Source organism: Leptolyngbya sp. PL-A3, assembly GCF_039962325.1.
Classification (GTDB): domain Bacteria; phylum Cyanobacteriota; class Cyanobacteriia; order Elainellales; family Elainellaceae; genus Vacuolonema.
Genome location: NZ_JAMPLB010000019.1, coordinates 111,906 through 127,559, shown reverse-complemented (window position 1 = coordinate 127,559; position 15,654 = coordinate 111,906). Strand labels below are relative to the sequence as shown.

Annotated in this window: 15 protein-coding genes; 7 read left to right on the top strand and 8 right to left on the bottom strand. The window is 52.9% G+C overall.

The features are described 5' to 3' along the window. Positions 1 to 258: 258 nt before the first annotated feature. Complete coding sequence (locus NDI52_RS16295; RefSeq protein WP_242045920.1) at positions 259 to 1,092, bottom strand: tetratricopeptide repeat protein; 834 nt, start codon at positions 1,090 to 1,092, stop codon at positions 259 to 261. Positions 1,093 to 1,359: 267 nt separating this feature from the next. Here NDI52_RS16295 and NDI52_RS16290 point away from each other — a divergent pair, with 267 nt between their 5' ends. Both NDI52_RS16290 and NDI52_RS16285 read left to right on the top strand, forming a co-directional pair. Next, positions 1,360 to 2,076, top strand: coding sequence for a HEAT repeat domain-containing protein (locus tag NDI52_RS16290; RefSeq protein ID WP_190772103.1), 717 nt, complete (start codon positions 1,360 to 1,362; stop codon positions 2,074 to 2,076). A 136-nt stretch (positions 2,077 to 2,212) separates the two neighbouring features. After that, positions 2,213 to 2,773 (top strand): hypothetical protein, encoded by a 561-nt coding sequence (locus NDI52_RS16285; RefSeq protein WP_190772104.1) that lies wholly within the window; start codon positions 2,213 to 2,215, stop codon positions 2,771 to 2,773. 153 nt (positions 2,774 to 2,926) lie between these two features. On the opposite strand, the gene NDI52_RS16280 is transcribed toward NDI52_RS16285, so the two are convergent. The 4 genes from NDI52_RS16280 to NDI52_RS16265 form a co-directional block, all read right to left on the bottom strand. Then, the gene (locus NDI52_RS16280) at positions 2,927 to 3,580 is read right to left on the bottom strand and encodes a PD-(D/E)XK nuclease family protein (protein ID WP_199307802.1); all 654 of its coding nucleotides are present in this window, start codon (positions 3,578 to 3,580) and stop codon (positions 2,927 to 2,929) included. 336 nt (positions 3,581 to 3,916) lie between these two features. Beyond that, positions 3,917 to 4,396 carry a photosystem I reaction center subunit XI gene (locus NDI52_RS16275; protein ID WP_190772105.1) on the bottom strand — a complete coding sequence of 160 codons (480 nt, stop codon included), beginning with the start codon at positions 4,394 to 4,396 and terminating at the stop codon, positions 3,917 to 3,919. A 189-nt stretch (positions 4,397 to 4,585) separates the two neighbouring features. Beyond that, positions 4,586 to 4,702: a photosystem I reaction center subunit VIII gene (gene psaI, locus NDI52_RS16270; protein ID WP_190772106.1), complete on the bottom strand. Its 117-nt coding sequence runs from the start codon at positions 4,700 to 4,702 to the stop codon at positions 4,586 to 4,588. A gap of 218 nt (positions 4,703 to 4,920) precedes the next feature. Then, positions 4,921 to 7,098 carry a hypothetical protein gene (locus NDI52_RS16265; RefSeq protein WP_190772107.1) on the bottom strand — a complete coding sequence of 726 codons (2,178 nt, stop codon included), beginning with the start codon at positions 7,096 to 7,098 and terminating at the stop codon, positions 4,921 to 4,923. Between the two features lie 235 nt (positions 7,099 to 7,333). On the opposite strand from NDI52_RS16265, the gene hisIE reads away from it, so the two are divergent. Next, on the top strand, positions 7,334 to 7,981 hold the full coding sequence (hisIE, locus tag NDI52_RS16260) for a bifunctional phosphoribosyl-AMP cyclohydrolase/phosphoribosyl-ATP diphosphatase HisIE (RefSeq protein ID WP_190772108.1): 648 nt from the start codon (positions 7,334 to 7,336) through the stop codon (positions 7,979 to 7,981). Positions 7,982 to 8,174: 193 nt separating this feature from the next. Here the strand turns inward: hisIE and NDI52_RS16255 are convergent, their stop codons facing one another. Then, complete coding sequence (locus NDI52_RS16255) at positions 8,175 to 9,446, bottom strand: MFS transporter (protein ID WP_190772109.1); 1,272 nt, start codon at positions 9,444 to 9,446, stop codon at positions 8,175 to 8,177. Positions 9,447 to 9,794: 348 nt separating this feature from the next. Between NDI52_RS16255 and ruvA the strand changes: the two genes are divergently transcribed. From ruvA to aroF, 4 genes are all read left to right on the top strand, one after another. Then, complete coding sequence (gene ruvA / locus NDI52_RS16250) at positions 9,795 to 10,421, top strand: Holliday junction branch migration protein RuvA (protein ID WP_190772110.1); 627 nt, start codon at positions 9,795 to 9,797, stop codon at positions 10,419 to 10,421. 483 nt (positions 10,422 to 10,904) lie between these two features. Continuing rightward, positions 10,905 to 11,174: a 30S ribosomal protein S15 gene (rpsO, locus tag NDI52_RS16245; RefSeq protein ID WP_190772111.1), complete on the top strand. Its 270-nt coding sequence runs from the start codon at positions 10,905 to 10,907 to the stop codon at positions 11,172 to 11,174. 7 nt (positions 11,175 to 11,181) lie between these two features. Next, positions 11,182 to 11,658: a PAM68 family protein gene (locus NDI52_RS16240; RefSeq protein ID WP_190772112.1), complete on the top strand. Its 477-nt coding sequence runs from the start codon at positions 11,182 to 11,184 to the stop codon at positions 11,656 to 11,658. 139 nt (positions 11,659 to 11,797) lie between these two features. Further along, entirely contained in the window at positions 11,798 to 12,856 is a 1,059-nt protein-coding gene (aroF, locus tag NDI52_RS16235) for a 3-deoxy-7-phosphoheptulonate synthase (protein ID WP_190772113.1), read from the top strand. A 146-nt stretch (positions 12,857 to 13,002) separates the two neighbouring features. On the opposite strand, the gene NDI52_RS16230 is transcribed toward aroF, so the two are convergent. Together NDI52_RS16230 and NDI52_RS16225 are read right to left on the bottom strand one after the other, a co-directional pair. Further along, positions 13,003 to 14,310 (bottom strand): hypothetical protein, encoded by a 1,308-nt coding sequence (locus NDI52_RS16230; RefSeq protein ID WP_190772114.1) that lies wholly within the window; start codon positions 14,308 to 14,310, stop codon positions 13,003 to 13,005. A gap of 42 nt (positions 14,311 to 14,352) precedes the next feature. Then, positions 14,353 to 15,546, bottom strand: a complete 1,194-nt coding sequence (locus NDI52_RS16225) for a HetZ-related protein 2 (RefSeq protein ID WP_348254099.1) — start codon at positions 15,544 to 15,546, stop codon at positions 14,353 to 14,355. Between the last annotated feature and the right edge of the window lie 108 nt (positions 15,547 to 15,654).

Below are 15,654 nucleotides of genomic sequence, written 5' to 3'. Positions count from 1 at the left end.
GACCTCCCGTTCCCGCTTTGCCTGATCAATCTCAATCTTGGGTTGCACCATCCCCTTCACCTTCTCCCGCATCTGCACCACCGTTGCTGTACTTAACGCACTTGCACATTGCTATAGAACGCTCTATAGGATTAGTCTGAGTTTAGGTTAAAGGCTTTTTTGAGGAGCGCAAAGTTCCCCTCAAAAAAGCCCATTTTGGCGTGCGGTCTACTCACACCAAAATAGGCACTTGGGGCTTAGCCGAATTGAGGTTATAGGTTACGACTGAAGCTTCAGAAACTTCTCTAAAGCCTTCACCATGGCATCGGGCCAACGGCGAGTATTTGCAACCCAATCTAGATTTTTGTAGCGAGAATCCAATCCCAGGGCAGCGACCCAGTTACTTTCGGCTTCTCCCCGATTTCCCTGAACCCAGAGGGTAGCGGTGAGGGCTGCTCGCATATCAGCAAAACGGGGATATTTACGCACCAAATTTCGCATTTCTCGCATGGATTGCTCGACCTGACCCGTTTGGTAGAGGGCAAGGGCACGGTTGGCGCGAGCTATGGCAAAGTCTGGAGCCAGTTCGGAAGCTTTCTGGTAATCGGCGATCGCCGCATCCCACTGCCCCAAGCCAGCCTCGGCATTACCCCGGTTGTTGTAGGCTGCTGGATCATTGGGGTCAAGAGCGAGGACTTGATTGTAGTCGGCGATCGCTGCATTCCACTGTTGCAACCCTTCCAGTGCAGCTCCCCGATTCAAGTATGGGTCAGGGGCTTCAGGCATCAGCTCGATAGCCCGGTTATAGTCCTCAATAGCCGCCTCTAGCTTATTCTGGCTTACGCGCGAATTGCCCCGGTTGCTCAGCACAGCAGCATTGTCAGGCAATTTTTCGAGAATCTGAGTCCAGTAGGTTTCTGCCGTCGCAAAATCGCCTTTATTCGTAGCGTTAAATGCCTTTTGTCGAAGATCGCCTAAGGCTTCCACATCAACAGGGACAGCATCTTGGGGCAGGGCATCGGCCCGAGCGAGAGTGCTCCCCCCCGGTAGGCCGCACCAAAGGCAAATCAATACTAAAAGCAGACTGAGAATTCGCATCATGACTCCGATCATGACAGTTTTTTCGATGCAAAACTAGTAAACCACATCGTAAAAATCAGAGCCTATTTTCAGTGAGCCATCTCTATTCACAATACTCTGGACAGTTTTTCTGAAACCCTTGATTTTGCGTGCGCTTCGCGCACGCAAAATCAAGGGTTTCAGAAAAACTGTCCGAACTAATGTATTCAGAAATACACAGATAGGCCGCTGAACCGAGCTGAACCGAATTACCTTTCGAGAGTGCCATAATGACGATAGTGCCCTTTGTCAGGAGTTCGGATGAGCGACGTAACAGCCCAACCCAATCTTCCCAACCTGGAGGAGATTGCAACCCAGTTAGAGAGTGAAAATTCACGCGATCGCCTCCTGGGGGTTGTGGCACTCAGGGATATAGAACCGGAACAGGCTGTCCCCCTTATTAAGAAGGTATTAGACGACGACAACCTTCAGGTTAAAAGCATGGCCGTATTTGCCCTGGGGCTCAAACCTACGGCGGAGTGCTACCCTCTGCTGACCCAGATTATGGAAACCGACCCCGATTATAGTGTCCGGGCGGGAGCGGCGGGAGCCTTAGGCTATTTGCAAGATAGCCGTGCTGTCGAGCCACTGATGCGCACATTTTACGAAGATACCGATTGGTTAGTTCGGTTTAGTGCCGCTGTATCTCTTGGCAATTTGAAAGACCCCAAAGCTCGCAACGTCTTATTGCAAGCGTTGGAGAGCGATGAAGTCGTATTGCATCAGGCGGCGATCGCTGCCCTGGGAGAAATTCGTGATGTCGAGTCCCTCGAAGCCATCCTGCGCTTTGCCCAATCATCAGATTGGTTAGTGCGCCAGCGCCTGGCCGAAGCCCTTGGCAATATGCCCTCAACAAAAGCCATTTCCGCCCTTAAATATCTGGAAAAAGACAGCCACCCCAATGTTGCGGCAGCAGCTCACATTTCCCTTCAGCACCTAACAAAGGAGATGGAAGAACAGACTTCTGGTGAAGCATAGTAGGACTGAGTGCGGCAAAGAGACCCGTGCTCAGCCCTCAGTCTCCTTTCCTGGCTGTACCCATTTTTGAAACCAACCCTACTATTTTTTCGTCCCCACCTAAAGTAGGAATAGCAGTATAGGTGGGCGGGTTCACATGAGATACGTATGGGTGGGATTAATGGTTCTGATGCTGGGGAGCGGGCTAGCCGCCTGCGGTCGTTCAACCTCTGAAACCCCGGACGTTAGTAACCGTGATGCTTCACCGATTGCTCAAGCTCCCGCCAGCCCAGCTTCTCCGTCCGTAACTCCTAGTACGGCGACGTCGATCAAGCTGGGCTCCTTTTCGTTTAATGAAATCTACGAGATCGGCGCAGCAGGCTGTGGCATGACCCTGTGGACAAACGAGGAAAATGCGAAACCTTCTGGCGATCGCCGCTTCACCCTTTTAAGCGGTCTGGACGAGAATTCGACGTTGATGAAGATCAATGACGAAGTTGTGCGTTTCCGGCGTACCGAAGCCAGTGGTGATACCTTTTACGGCCAATTCACCTCGCAAACCTTCAGCAATGAAGAAAAAGGAATTACGGTACATGTTGATGTCACCCAGGGGCAGCCGGGCGAGATTGAGTCTCTTTCCATCCCCTCGGGCACGATTAAGGTTGAACTGAATGGGGAGAGTGTCGAAGTACCCGTCATAGGAGATGCGGGCTGCTAAAGAGCAATACTTCTTGAACAGGACTTACGCAAGCCCTCTATCCGTAGTGCCTTTGTGTTGTGGGTGGGGTGCGAAGCACCCCACCCACAACACAAAGGCGTAAGTCCTGTTGAAGTTAGGGGGAGACGGCAAGCCGTCTCCCCCTAACGCTATCTATCGACGGCGGTAAAATTTAGCTAGCCGTTCCTCCCACTGCTCCCAGTAGGAGAGCACATCAGCCAAATCAAAGGAAAACACTTCAGCGGGCTGATCCGGTAAGGCGACCACAACTCGTGCCGATCGCACCTCCACCCCTTCCACCTGACGGCTATGATTGACTGCACCACAGTAAGCCGCTACCTGCAAAGGTGCATCATAGAGCCGTTCTATCGACCCTTTGGGGCGATCGCCTGTCTTCCAGTCTAATAAGCAGGGAGTCCCTTGATAATTCACTACACAATCTACCTTTCCCGCATAGCCCAGGTCATGGTGAAACACCGTCGTTTCGACTAAATGCACTTCCTGAATATCTGTTAGAACAGGTTGCAAACTTTCCCAGTAGGGGCGGATCAGGTCGGGGCAAGGGATAGGGTTTCCCAGCAGGTAATGGCGAAGTTGCGTATGGGTCAGAGTTCCGCGACGACTGGCAGCAATGGAGACTCGGCTTGCTTCTTCGGAACCAAGGCGATCGCGCCACTTCGCCAGGGCTTCTCGCGCCTCGGGGGGTTTGGTGGCATTCAGCACAGTCGTCACACTGGGCAGCCGAACTCCCATCTCATCAATGAAATACCCGCGAGTGCTCCGAGCTTTAGACGCAGAACGAGCCACAGCTGTTTTACCTTTAGGTTCCTTCTAAGCTTAGCCTGCATTCTTCATCAGACATATCGCTACAGCCTTATAGCGCTGTGGGGTTGATTAAGTACAGTGGTGTAGGGCACGAAGTGCCCTACACCACTGTTGCTGTACTTAACGCACTTGCACATTGCTATAAGGACGTTTTCGAGTGCCGCGCGTTGTACAGCACTCGAAAACGCCGATTTTGGCGTGCGCTTCGCACACGCCAAAATCGGCACTTCAGCTTATCCCAAATTGAGGTTAAAAAAAGAGACGTATTGACTACGTCTCTCTCAATGACATATTGAGCTTGAATGGGCCAATCACACCCTAGCCCAGGATGTTACCAAAGCTTTCCAGAACACCAGACTGAGCCACCTTAAAGATCAGGTAGGCAAAAGCGGCTCCGCCAATACCACCTACCAGGAAGGAACCTGCAAACTCGCTCCAGCCTTCAGAATTGCCGAGGGCAGAGGGGGGGTTGGGGTTGGTCACAGTTGAAATGGGGCTGTTCACACCCACACTGCTGTACACCGACAGACAGAGGGTGAGAATAACCACAAGAACGACTGCTTCTACCAGACCCACTTCGTTTGCGAAGGGGGTGTTGCGGAACTGGCTGGTGAGGGCGAAGGGGCCAAACAGCAAGTAGCCGTGAGCCATGCCAACTTCCAGGCCCCGACGCTGAGCAGACAGACCTGCACGATACGCCGGAAGGTTATTAATCAGAGCTTTAGTAAATCCAGAGGAGTTAATCGGCGTGGCCAGGTTGCCGATTTGGGGATCGCCAGCGGGTTTAACTACGTCCATGTTCTGCACTATCTCTCAAAAGGTTTTCAAAGATGCCAGTGAGCCAGGCGTACCCGGCACACCGGGGAAGCATGCCACAGTAGGCAACCATGGCCCGTCAGCTCATCAGTATAGGGGAACCCAATATTGAAGAAGCTTTAGAGATTTTTGGAGAGGTTTGTAGCCCCTCCAAAAATTCTTGACAGACCATTAGATGCCCGAGGGATCTTCCCGCTCAATGTAGATAAACAAGAGAGCCATCGTAACAGCGGGAAATACCCAACCGATGATGGGTACGAAGATAGAAGGCAAGTAGGAAGCTGCCATAGTGTTTTCCTATGTAAACCAAACGCCATTACGTACAGAATTTACTGCCAATCCCTAACCGATCGACAGGAGACTAAGAATTTTTAACAAAAGGCAAGAAATGTAGGAATCCTGAGAGTCAACGGATCTGGCAAAAAGCTGATAGCTGAAGACTTCACTGATTTCCCTCAAAAAACTCAGGTCATGGGGAATTTACAGAACTACACGAATGGTGAAGGCTAGATCTCTAACTCATCAAATGAGAGGGTAGGAAGATCGGGCGGAACAACCGGGCGATCGACGGAGGCTTTATGGCTTTCCCGTTGCGTGGTGAGTTCGACAGCGATCGCCTCAAACTGTACCTCCAAACATCCATGGGGCACCGTTAGCGTTGTCCAGGCTTCCAGATTTCCATGACCATTGGGTAAAAAGTTCATAACCCAGCGGGGGCCATCCAACAGTACCCGGCTTTGCAGGTCTTGCATCCACAGCTTCACCCCCAGACGCGAAGCTGTGGGAGGTAGTTGCACCGTCACCTCCACCCGCTGCCCTGACACCAGCTCGCCACCAGTCACGCGCAGTTGAGGTGTAGGAAGCGGTTCCTCCTCCGGCAGAGCATCCGGTTGGATGGGTGGGGAAGGCGGGGCAGAAAAGCCCAGGGTATTGCGTAGAGTTGGCGGAGGTAATTCGTCATCCAGCACAATTTCCTGCTCATCCCAGCCTTCCTCGGAGAGGGGAAGAGAACTGTTGCCCAGGAATTGGGAGAGTTCGCGGTCGCCCGCCAGCGCACTCAGCCGAGACAAAAACCGACTTTGTAGATCCAGGGCACGAAACGCTAGTTCCTCGGCGGAGAGCGCCAGGTTTTCTTCTGGCAGGGCTTGCCCTACAACAGAAGGGCCATCCGTTGCCTCAGATGTTTCCAGGCGTTGCAGCACCCCATCAGCCTCTTCCAGGTCATGGCTGGGAGTTTCGGGAGCGCTGGGAGCATCTAGAGCAATATCCTCCGTGTCTGCAGAAGCTTCTGCTAATTCAGGGGCCACTTCCAAAACAATCTCAGGCTCTGGCTCTAGAAGCTTTTCCATGGGAAGTTCTATTCCCCTGGTACGCGGGCGATTGGGATCGGGTTGATAAATCTGAGGCGGCAAAATCTGCTCACCCGCGGGGCGCACCAAGGGAGCCGCTGCAGCTCGCTGAGCAATCAGGAACGTGATATCCAGGTCGACAGGCTGTTCGTCTTCCCGTAAGGGTGGATAGAGATCGGCCGGAAAATCATCGGCGACTGCCTCCAACAAATCATTCAGGCTGGCCGTCACCGAAAACCCAGCACTTACCAGAACCGAAGGATGATCCGTTGGCGTCGCCAGGGCCACCAGAGCCACATCTCCAATTAACAGGCGCGAGTCAGAGTTCTCGGGCAGCGTCACTTGACAGGAAAAGGGGCAGGGAAGCAGGCGGGACGTGAGCGATCGCCGCACTTCCAACACGGTGGAAGCCGTCTGGGGGTCACGCAGGGTAATTTGCAGGGCCACCGGCGGCAGGTAAGGGGTGTCTAGCTCTCCCACAGGCTCGATAGTGCCCTGAAGGGTGAGCGATCGCCCCGCTTGTACCACCAGGCTCGATTGCTGCAAAACCAACTGCACCGATTCTGGCTTTAGAGCTGGGCCCGAGGCGAATTCTTCCTCATTTTCAGGGGTTTCTACCTCAGCCGCAACTGGGGTGTCCAGATCCAAATCCAGATCTTCCAGCAAAGAGTCTATAACTGCATCGGAATCATCCTGAGCTTTCTGCCAGACCTCGCTCGAGCCAGTTGCCATCACAGCAGGCTCCGGTTCCACAGGCTCTTCTACGACTGGCTGTTCTGGGAAAACAAAGGGATTTGGCTCGTCGATCTCGACTGAACTGGCAGAATCAAGCACCGGCTCCGGTTCTGGCAAAGATTCAACCGCAGAAGCAGCACCTGCCTCGTCCAGGTCCTCGTGCACGCTATCGTGTCGCGACATCAGGCTGACTGCATCTAAATCAGCCGCCGGACCATCGGGCTCCCAGTCATCGGCTACTTCTGATTCTTGCGGCAACACGGAGAGCTGCACCCCATAGCGCCAACCCTGGCCCAGCATATCGGCCATCAAATCCCCTGCACAGCTGAGTTCCCACACACCGGGTTGCAGCCAGGTAAACGGAAAAATTACGATCAGACCATCATCGTTGATGCGTCCGTTGCGTTTCTGCGTGCGGCGGCGTGGAGGGTCTTCATCCAACCGAATATGGCAAATGCGAATCTCGACGGGTTGGTTCACTCGGCTGGTACGCGCGACCATCCGATAGCGACCTTCCAGCACCTCCACATCGGGCGACTCCAGGGGCAGCCAGGAGCGATCGCCCTCCCGTTGGATGAGAAATTCCCAGAACTCCATCAACCTGTACCCCTTACCTTACTATGGTTCGCGTGGTGGGTTGCCAGTTCGTGGGCGAGAACGGTAACCCTAAATGTGGATGTATGACGCGGTCTGATTCTGGTTTTAAGTCTAGCCCACTACTAAATATATAGGTTTGAAAATTATCAATTCCTGATGGGCTTCCTGACGCGAGGCCGGAAGTCACCCCATTACCCTGATAGCATGGGAAACGCAGCGTGGTGATAAATGATAAGGCATGACGGCGATTTCTAATGACGTTTTGATGGCCATTCCTCTGGATGAAATTCGCTACAACGACCAGGGGCTTGTTCCTGCCATCGTTCAAGACTATCTGGACGGTACCGTGTTAATGATGGCCTGGATGAATCGAGAATCCCTCCAAAAAACCCTAGAGACAGGTGAAACCTGGTTCTGGAGCCGCTCCCGCCAGGAATTCTGGCATAAGGGCGAAACCTCTGGTCATCTGCAACATGTCAAGTCAATCCGCTACGACTGCGACAGTGATGCTCTTTTGGTCGGGGTTGAGCAGGTCGGTGATGTGGCCTGCCACACAGGGGAACGTAGCTGTTTCCATCAGGTTGAGGGCACCATCACACCACCCCCTGCGGATATGCTATCCCAGGTGTTTGCCGTGATTCGCGATCGCCAACAAAATCCCAACCCTGACTCCTACACCTGCAAACTCTTTGCAGGCGGCGATAATAAAATCCTCAAAAAAATTGGCGAGGAAGGAGCCGAGGTGGTTATGGCCTGTAAGGACGATGATGCGGAGGCGATCGCTGGCGAGGTAGCCGATTTGTTTTACCACACCCTGGTTGCGATCGCCCATCACAACGTTGACTTACGGGATGTTTACCGGAAATTAGCCGATCGTCGCCGTTAAAATTGAGCCCATCAGAACCTACGCATTTTTGTTGTATGGTGTGCGAAGCCCACCACACAACAAAAATGTACTAAGCGTTATGGACTTGCGTAAGTCCTACCAGATATAGAGACGCTCTGCGGGAAGGTTATGTGGCTTAGCCACATAACCTTCCCGCAGAGCGTCTCTTGTTGGAATCTCAGGCTATGGCAATTCAATCCTTGGCCGAGTTAGCTTCCACCCGGCGGTCTTCCATGCCACTCAGCATCGCTAAAATTCCCAGGCAGATCAGCACACTAAGAGCTACTATCATCCAGAAACTATGGGCGATCGCCTCATCCTGATCCATGGCCCATCCCCCCAACGCCGGACCCAGAAAGTATCCCAATGCCCAGCAGAGGGAATTCACCGATAGATAAACCCCTCGAAATGCATCTGGAGAGAGCATCACCACTAGAGAGGAAGCAGCAGGCATGTAGAAGACAAGGGCGATCGCCATCACCCCCAGACCCACGGTTGCCCACCCCAATGCACCCGGAAGCAGCCCTGTCATCCCAACCATGGCAAAGCCAATACCCCACACCAGCGCCGAAATCATTAAGATTCGCGAATTACTGAGCCCATGCAAACGGCGCGCAACGGGCATTTGGAGGAGCGTTGCCAAAGCAATATGCCAGGCAAATAGCGCACTAATCACTCCTTCGGGGAACCCCATTCCGCCATTGGATTGCGGAATAAAATTGGCGAAATAGAGCGGTAACGCGCTCTGGGTCAGGGCTGGATAAGTAGTAAACAGGCAATTTGCCACAAAAAAAACCCAGAGAGGGCGATCGCTCAGAGCGACCCGCCACCCCTTACCCAGGCCATCAAAAGATTGCTCTGAATGGAGGGTTTCGGGAATGAGCCAGTACACAATGCCGAAAAAGACAATAAAGCTGACGCCATCAATCACAAATAGCATCTGATAGGAACTCGTCAGAGCTACTATCAGCCCTCCCAGTAGCACCCCAAACCCCAAACCCAAGGTATCTCCCAGGCGGGTCAGAGCGTACGCTTCGCGACGTTGCTCGACCGTTGTTAAATCTGCAACCACCGCTTCATTGGGAGGCCAGTAGAGACCGATACCCAACCCCAGGAGCAGGTTACCAACGAGAAATAGGGGAAAGTCATAGGCGATCGCGAGCAGAAAGGAGGCGATCGCTGATACGACCGCCGAGGCCAGCAACGTCCACCGTCGTCCCCACTCCGGCATGTCCGCCAGAGAACCACCCACGATACGTCCAAAAATTCCAGCAATGGCCCCGCTCCCAATGCCCAAGCCGACGACTGTAGCAGGCAACCCCACTTGATTCACGAAGTAAATCGGAGCATAGAACAGGGTAAAGCCCGTGCCCATTTGCGAGAGCAGTCGTCCGACAAAGAGAATCCAAACACGGAAGTCCAGGTCAGGCAGCCAGGATTTTAGGTGACGAGTCAGCCAGGTCATGGGGTAGAGCGCACGTAGCGGTTCCGAAGCATCTCTCCCAGCGTAGTGGATTCCTCCCCGGAATTGAGTCCATCGTTTGGGGAAAAGCGACCTCAAACATCTCTTTGAAGTGGTTGGTTTCACAGGGTTTTCACCTGATTTTTTTCAAGCCGTTGATTTTGCGTGAGCGACGCCCACGCAAAATCAACGGCTTGAAAAAATGGCGAGCCTGTTAAACGGTGTATGCCTGAACCAACTAGATGGAGTCCAGCCCTACTCTATCGGTGCCCACCTACAACGTCCACCGTATTTTTGTACTAATGCCCCTCGATCCCTTATCCTGGTAGCCAGACTCCCTGCTCCATCGCCATGCTCAGCTACCTTAAAGGCACCTTGATCGGTATTCAAAAAATTTCTGCCAATCGTGTGATTGCCGTTCTTGAAGTCAGTCAGGTTGGCTACGAAATTCAGATCGTGCCCCGGTTGGTCCAGAGTTTTCCTTCTGTCGGCGAAACGGTGCAGGTCTTTACCCACCAGCAAGTGCGGGAAGATCAAATCGTGCTGTTTGGCTTTGCATCCATGGCTGAACGGGATTTGTTTCGGCAACTGCTCAGCGTTAGTGGCATCGGCCCCCAGGCAGCGATCGCCCTCCTCGACACCCTGGGTCTCACAGAACTCGTGCAGGCCATTGTGACTAGCAATATCCGCGCCCTCTCCCGCGCTCCCGGCGTCGGGACCCGTACTGCCGAACGGTTAGCCGTTGAACTCAAAACCAAACTAGCTGAGTGGCGCAATCAATCCGGTCTCCTCAGTGCCCCAGACGCCACTCCTGTGTCAGCCGTCCAGGAAGATGTCGAGATGACACTGCTGGCCTTGGGCTACAGCAACAGCGAAATTTTGCAGGCCCTACAAGCCGTAGGACAGGAAAAAGCACTGGCCAAGAACGCCGATGCAGAAGTGTGGATTCGGGAGGCGATCGCCTGGCTCAGCCGCTAATAGCTATAGGAATTACGCAAGCCTGCGACCCACAGCACAAATGCTGAGCGCGAAATACACCACACTCAGCATGGCGAAACCAAAAACACTGTGCTGTTGGGCAATAACACTACCCAAACCTGATCCAAACTCCACAGCGAAGCGGCCTGACAACACCTATGCAAAATCTCCTAGGTCAAGGGGGTCTGGAGGACGGAGAGGCCCCTCCTCTAGACAGAGGATTTGGAGAGCGACGCGCTTCCCAGAGCCATACAACCCATATATAGCCTTCACTCTGCAAATTCTGTGGTGTGTCCCGCACTTTACAGAACACGATTCATAACCTATTAGTAGCGTTTTAACAGTCTCCACAACAGGCAATACCACTAGAAGAACCCTAGAGGTGCAAATCCCGATCAAGAAAGGCTTTCGCAGTCCCGTAGTGACCAGCTATGCATGGTATGATTATTGATTGTGACTTATTCAGGAACTTAGAAGATTCCCATGGCACTGGTACAGGAGCAAAAGCAACAAATCATTTCGGAGTATCAGGTTCACGATACCGATACTGGATCCGCTGACGTTCAAGTCGCAATGCTAACCGAGCGCATCAACCGTCTCAGCGACCACCTCAAGACCAACAAAAAAGACCACGCATCCCGCCGGGGTCTGCTGCAAATGATTGGTCGCCGTAAGCGCCTGCTGGCCTACATTCGTCAGCAAAGTCAAGAGCGCTATCGTGCCCTGATTCAGCGTTTAGGGATTCGCGGCTAAACCAGCTATGGCACCCAACCCTAAGCAGAAACCCAATTCTGATGCAGGCCGGACGGCTTTACCCTTTGAGCCCAAGCGTCGGAAGCCTGCTGAGAAAAAAGCCGAGAAGACCCCTGCTCCTGCCAGTTCCACCCGCAAGCCTTCGGGGAAAACGGCCTCCAGGGCAAATACGGGCATTCCTGATGCGGTTAGCAAGCGCATGGTTCGCCGTATGGCAGCCTTTTGTGGGGTTCCAACAGTCCTCGGTATCTCTTCATTCTTCGTCAGTTATCTGGCGGTTACTCAAGGGGTAGGGCTGCCTACATCAGCAGTTCTTTTGGTCAGCTTGGGGCTGTTTGGGTTGGGGGTTATTGGCCTCAGTTACGGGGTTTTATCAGCTTCCTGGGAAGAAGAACCGGGAAGCTTAGTTGGTTTCTCGGAATTTCGTACCAACTTTGGGCGAATGACTTCCGCATGGAAATCTGCAAAACAGGACAAGTCTTAATAAAGGCACAGATCCCGGTCAAGATTCCGTCAAGTCCATCCTGACCTCTCGGCACTCTACCTAAGGATGAACTTAAATCTGAGATGAAGACTGAAATTTTCTCAGTCCTTCCACCTAAATCTCCGCGCAGGATGTTGACATGATTGTAGTAATGAAACCCGGCGCTCCTGAGAGCGAAGTTGATCGCTTAGACGCAGAATTTCGTTCTCTGGGCTTGTCCCCTGAAAAGATCGTTGGTAAGCACAAGACCGTGATTGGGTTGGTAGGCGAAACCGTTGATATGGATGCCCTCCAGCTTCAAGACCTGAGCCCATGGATCGAACAGGTACTGCGGGTGGAAAAGCCCTACAAGCGGGTTAGCCGTGAGTTTCGTCATGGTGAGCCCAGCGAAGTCATTGTTTCAACTCCCAACGGCCCGGTTACTTTCAGTCAACATGCCCCTGTGGTTGTCGTTGCGGGTCCTTGCTCTGTTGAAAATGAAGAAATGATTGTGGAAACCGCACGCCGTGTTAAGGCAGCGGGTGCTCAATTTCTTCGTGGCGGAGCCTTCAAACCCCGCACCTCTCCCTACGCCTTCCAAGGCCACGGGGAAAGTGCTCTGGCGCTGCTGGCAGCAGCCAAGGAAGCAACCGGTCTGGGCATTATCACCGAAGTGATGGATGCCGCCGATATTGAAGTAATTTCTGAAGTTGCTGATGTGCTACAAGTTGGGGCACGCAACATGCACAACTTCTCCCTTCTGAAGAAGATGGGCGCTCAAGACAAGCCTGTCTTACTGAAGCGTGGCATGTCAGCCACCATTGAAGAGTGGCTCATGGCTGCTGAGTATATCGTGGCCGCTGGCAACTCAAACGTTATCTTCTGTGAGCGGGGTATTCGCACCTTCGATAACCAGTACGCTCGTAACACGCTGGATCTGTCTGCAATTCCTGTGCTGCGATCGCTCACCCACCTGCCCATTATGATCGACCCCAGCCACGGCACCGGCAAGTCTGAGTATGTGCCCTCCATGGCAGCGGCAGCTCTGGCAGCAGGTGCTGACTCCCTGATGATTGAAGTTCACCCTAATCCCTCCAAGGCGCTGTCCGATGGGCCTCAATCCCTGACACCCGATCGCTTCGATCGACTGATGACTGAACTTTCGGTCATTGGCAAAGCGGTAGGCCGTTGGGATACTCGGGTACCTGCTTTGATCTAGTTTTTCAACGCCTCACGACTGTTTGCATAGATTGGTTTTTAGTGGTGTGTCCCGTAGAGGTTACACACCACTTTTTTATAGGGTGTGGGGAAAGGGGCACTTCGTGCTTCTTTCACCACACCCTATCCACATGTCTAGAACACTACCTAATCGTCTTCGTTATTCTGATGAGACGATGAGGGGGGCTCGTCATCCTGCAAGCTCAAAATCTGCTCCTCTATCGTTTTGAGCATCTGGGCCAGAGCTGGAATAATTTCAAGTCGGGCACCACTCAGGGAAGATTCTTGTCGAGCGCGATCGCGCAACTCATTCAACTTATTTTGCAACTGTCGTGCAATACCCAAGGCATCCCGCTCCAGCAAAGCTAGTTGTTGCTGCTGGTAGAACCGTAAGGCCGCACCGCGCAGCACCTGCACTGTCGCTTCTTCACCATGATTTGACGGCATGAAGCGGCAGCGTAGAAGTAAGCGAGAGCCATTAAAAACGCGTTCCAAATCCACCTGTTTTGGTTTCTTCAGGGGAACCAGGGAAACATCGGCAAATCGCTTCAATTCACTCAATAACCCTCGAAACTTATCGAGGTCAACAGGGTCTAGCACAGATTTTAGTACGCCGTTCTGGCTCCAGAGCACTCTACCGTAATGCTCCTGACGTTCCAGGTAAAGGCGACCAATTCCCCCAACTAATACTCGGCCCAATAACTCTTGAAGTAACTCTCGGGGTGACAACGAGCCCAGTACTTCAACGGGGCTAGAAAGGTAATTAAAATTTAGCTTGAGGATTGGCAGGGGCTCTGCTAGCCCGGCAATATCCGAACTGGAAGCTGCTGGCTCGGCGGTAGACGGCGGTTCTACGATTTCCGTTAATGGTGCAGCCGCAAAGGTTACCTCCTGGATTGGAAGCTCCTGCTGTAGAGGTTGCTCCTCCTGAGCCACAGGAGTTTCTGAAGGCTTTACCTCAGGAGATGGCTCCTGTCTCAGCTCATCCACTAAGTTATCAGGGCTGTCTACTACCAGGGTGGGCTGCAAGTTGTGGTCAACCGGCTGCGCTGCACGAGAGCGGGCCGTGCGGCTTTCGGGCCGGGGGCGCTGTTCTACCTTATGCTCCCGTTGACCGGCATAATTCAAATAAGCCGTTAGCGACGCCTGCAAAGCTTCCGAGCTAATCTGCCGGGGTAGCACCATATAGTGGTGGTAGCTAATGATCCGCCGCACATAGTCAGAAGCGCTGCGATCATCAGGGCTTACCATCCCCAATATCAGCCGACTACCCTCTAGATAAAGAGGTAACACCTGATAGTAAAGACAAGCTTCAAAAGGCAGCACACCATCAATCAGAACGAACATTTGCTGAAAATCGATGCGTTCAGCCAGGTCGCCCTGAAAGTAGGTCAAGATGGAACGGGTAGACTGCCCGGAGGCATGAGGCTCCTGACCGTCGGATGGAGAAACCATAAAGTTGGGTAGAAGCGTGAGGTGGGATGCGCCTCAACGATCTTATGCCGAAGTATCGTTTGGAGCATCGTCATTATCCGATGCTGCACTCCTGAAGGCGTACGCCTCTAAGAGAATTTTAGTCCATTCGCTCTTCAGTTGGTGGAGCTTCACATTCCGCATACGAGCAACGTCCTCAAGGGTTTCGTGTTGCTTCACGTCTTGGATAAGCTGTTGCTGGTCAGGGGCGAGGCTATCCAGAAACACGGGCCACTGCTGAACTGAAAGACCCAAGTTATGCTCCAGTGTCGTTCCCAACCAGGTTCCTACCAGATCGGGCTGAAGTTTTGATGCAAAGACGTTTTTGGCGTGATAGCTGATCTTCTCACGCAAACGATAAACCTGCTTAATCGGCACATTCAGTTGGCTGGCGATCGCCTCCTGTGTCTTCCCCTGCACATGCAGTTCCAACCACCGGGCGGCCAGCGGGTCAACTTTTTCCTCTAAATATTGAGCAAACTCATCCATCACCGACTTCCGCAGAGCCTGTTGCTCTTCCCAGGCTTGTTGCTCCTGGTACTGCTCCAAGGCTTGAACATCCGTCAGACTCAGAGTACTTTCGGCTTCATCGTGACCGATCTCATCGGACACAAGACGAATGATGTCTCCGGTGGGAACCTGGGTCATGCCACCCCGCTGCGATCGCCGTAAATAATTCACAAAACGATACACAAGGAGCGGCTGATTGCGGATAGGTCTCAGACAATATTCTTCAATACTGGCCAATAGAAGCGAGTTCCGTAACCGGGGGTTGGGGGTACACTCAGCAATCCATTCCACCTGCTGGCGAATGTAGTTATCCCCCTGAATGAGTTCCTGCACAACCTCCTTCAACACGTCCATGACGCTGCGTTGGCGATCGCGCGACAACGAGACCCAGGTTTGAACTTTGCTACGAATTAGGGAAAGGCTTGCCAGTCGTTGTAATAGGTTACGGTACGCTGCATCCGGCCCTACCCCTAGATAGCGCTGTTGCAAAATTCGATAGCGATACTCCAGCGCTTGCTGAATGACCGTCCATTGAGCCGGGGGCAAACCCTCATAGCGCTCCATATCAGACCCTAACAACCAGTGAATGATACTGTCCTGGGTCGCCGCAGGCTGATTGGGATGGTCGGCCGCTAACCGCGCCTGCCACTCGTGTTTCAGTTCCTCCACCCGTGACATTGCAGAGTGTTCCTCGGTGAATGCGTGCAAGGGTAACTCCCCAATTTAGATCGATTTTCGATAGTTTTACTGAGAAGGTTTTATTTTTCTACCCACCATTTCCAGGAGTATTCCTGTTTCTGTTGATGTATAGCTGAT

What these genes read in the sequence shown, in the direction of transcription:
- NDI52_RS16285 (WP_190772104.1), top strand. Translation starts at nt 2,213, where the DNA reads ATGAGATACGTATGGGTGGGATTAATGGTTCTGATGCTGGGGAGCGGG.
- NDI52_RS16230 (WP_190772114.1), bottom strand. Translation starts at nt 14,310, where the DNA reads ATGGTTTCTCCATCCGACGGTCAGGAGCCTCATGCCTCCGGGCAGTCT.
- NDI52_RS16275 (WP_190772105.1), bottom strand. Translation starts at nt 4,396, where the DNA reads ATGGACGTAGTTAAACCCGCTGGCGATCCCCAAATCGGCAACCTGGCC.
- NDI52_RS16255 (WP_190772109.1), bottom strand. Translation starts at nt 9,446, where the DNA reads ATGACCTGGCTGACTCGTCACCTAAAATCCTGGCTGCCTGACCTGGAC.
- psaI (WP_190772106.1), bottom strand. Translation starts at nt 4,702, where the DNA reads ATGGCAGCTTCCTACTTGCCTTCTATCTTCGTACCCATCATCGGTTGG.
- hisIE (WP_190772108.1), top strand. Translation starts at nt 7,334, where the DNA reads ATGACGGCGATTTCTAATGACGTTTTGATGGCCATTCCTCTGGATGAA.
- NDI52_RS16290 (WP_190772103.1), top strand. Translation starts at nt 1,360, where the DNA reads ATGAGCGACGTAACAGCCCAACCCAATCTTCCCAACCTGGAGGAGATT.
- ruvA (WP_190772110.1), top strand. Translation starts at nt 9,795, where the DNA reads ATGCTCAGCTACCTTAAAGGCACCTTGATCGGTATTCAAAAAATTTCT.
- NDI52_RS16295 (WP_242045920.1), bottom strand. Translation starts at nt 1,092, where the DNA reads ATGATCGGAGTCATGATGCGAATTCTCAGTCTGCTTTTAGTATTGATT.
- rpsO (WP_190772111.1), top strand. Translation starts at nt 10,905, where the DNA reads ATGGCACTGGTACAGGAGCAAAAGCAACAAATCATTTCGGAGTATCAG.
- aroF (WP_190772113.1), top strand. Translation starts at nt 11,798, where the DNA reads ATGATTGTAGTAATGAAACCCGGCGCTCCTGAGAGCGAAGTTGATCGC.
- NDI52_RS16240 (WP_190772112.1), top strand. Translation starts at nt 11,182, where the DNA reads ATGGCACCCAACCCTAAGCAGAAACCCAATTCTGATGCAGGCCGGACG.